This window comes from Allochromatium humboldtianum (assembly GCF_013385175.1).
Classification (GTDB): domain Bacteria; phylum Pseudomonadota; class Gammaproteobacteria; order Chromatiales; family Chromatiaceae; genus Thermochromatium; species Thermochromatium humboldtianum.
Genome location: NZ_JABZEO010000053.1, coordinates 1 through 1516 on the forward strand (window position 1 = coordinate 1; position 1516 = coordinate 1516).

The 1516-nt window shown below is 63.4% G+C and carries 1 protein-coding gene; it reads left to right on the forward strand.

What is annotated here, in order from left to right; genetic code table 11:
• Positions 1 to 96 precede the first annotated feature (96 nt).
• Entirely contained in the window at positions 97 to 1332 is a 1236-nt protein-coding gene (locus HW932_RS21410; protein WP_176978476.1) for an RNA-guided endonuclease InsQ/TnpB family protein, read from the forward strand.
• Positions 1333 to 1516 lie beyond the last annotated feature (184 nt).

The following is a 1516-nucleotide window of genomic DNA, read 5'->3' on the forward strand; positions in this document are numbered from 1 at the left end:
TGATCAAACTGCGCGTCAAACCCCGTCCTTCAGGGCGGGGAAGGATAGCGCTTCGATAGGCTTGGCATATTGAATTTAGTGTGCTAAATTTTAGCCATGATCGTCAAACGCGCCTACCGCTATCGTTTCTACCCGACCGAAGAGCAAGCTGAGCAGCTGGCCCGCTCGTTTGGCTGTGCGCGCTGGATCTACAACTGGGGGCTTCAGCAGCGCACCGAGGCCTTCTATAAGCACGGTCAGCGGCTCTACTACAAAGACCTCGCCGGGCAACTGAAAGTCCTGAAGCAAGCCCCGGACACCGCCTGGCTCGCCGAGGTGTCCAATGTGGTTCTGCAACAGGCGCTGCGGCATCTGGACGCGGCCTTTGCGCGCTTTTTCAAGAAGGAGGCCGGGTATCCCACCTTCAAGTCGCGCCGGGGCGATCAGTCCTGCTCCTACATGAGTAATGCCTTTACCTTCCGTGACGGACGCCTCACCCTGGCCAAGCAGCGCGAACCGCTGGATATCCGCTGGTCGCGACCGCTGCCCGAGGGGGCCGTGCCCTCATCGGTCACGGTCACGCGCACCACGGGCGGGAAATACTACGTCTCGCTCTTGGTCGAGGCGGACGTCCAGCCATTGCCGGCGACGACCCAGGAAACGGGCATTGACCTCAACGTCAAGGAACTGGTCCTGAGCACCGGCCAGCGCTTTCAGCCTCCCAAATCGCTCAAGCGCCTCGAACAGCGCAAGCGGCGCTATCAACGCGCCTGCCGGCGTAAGGTCGCGGCGGCCAAGAAAGCCCTGGGCCTGGATCCCAATGCCCCGCTGCCCAAGGGCACGCGCCTGCCGATCTCCAACAACCTGCGCCAGGCGCACCGCCAGATTGGGCGCGTCATGGAGCGCCAGGCCAACGTGCGCCGCGATTGGCAGCACAAGACCACCACCACCATCGTGCGCGAGAACCAAGTGATCGCGATGGAAGACCTCTACGTCCAGGGGATGACCGCCAGCGCCAAGGGAACAGCCGAGCAGCCGGGGAAAAACGTCCGCCAGAAAGCCGGCCTCAACCGGGCGATTCTGGACGTGGGCTTTGGCGAGATCCGCCGTCAGATCGACTATAAGGCCCAGTGGTATGGGCGCACCACGGTCCAGATCGACCGCTGGTATCCGTCCAGCCGGCGTTGTTCAAGCTGCGGGCATATTCATCGCGCCCTGCGCCTGAGTGACCGCCACTGGACCTGTTCGTCGTGCGGCACGCGCCATGACCGCGATCTCAATGCCGCGCGCAACATCCTGGCGGCGGGCCAGGCGATCCTTCAGGGCGCCGACGCCCTGCGGATCCACGAGTGAGTTGGGACTACCGGAGGACGTCCGGGAGTTAAAGCCTGTGGAGCGGGCACTGGCGGCGGAACGGTGAGGGTTGCCGGTCTACGAGTCATCCCGCATTGAATCAGGAAAGACGGTTCGCGAGGACTGTCCGGCCAGGGAGCCGTACCCTGGGAATCCCCACCCTTCAGGGCGGGGAGGATGTCAA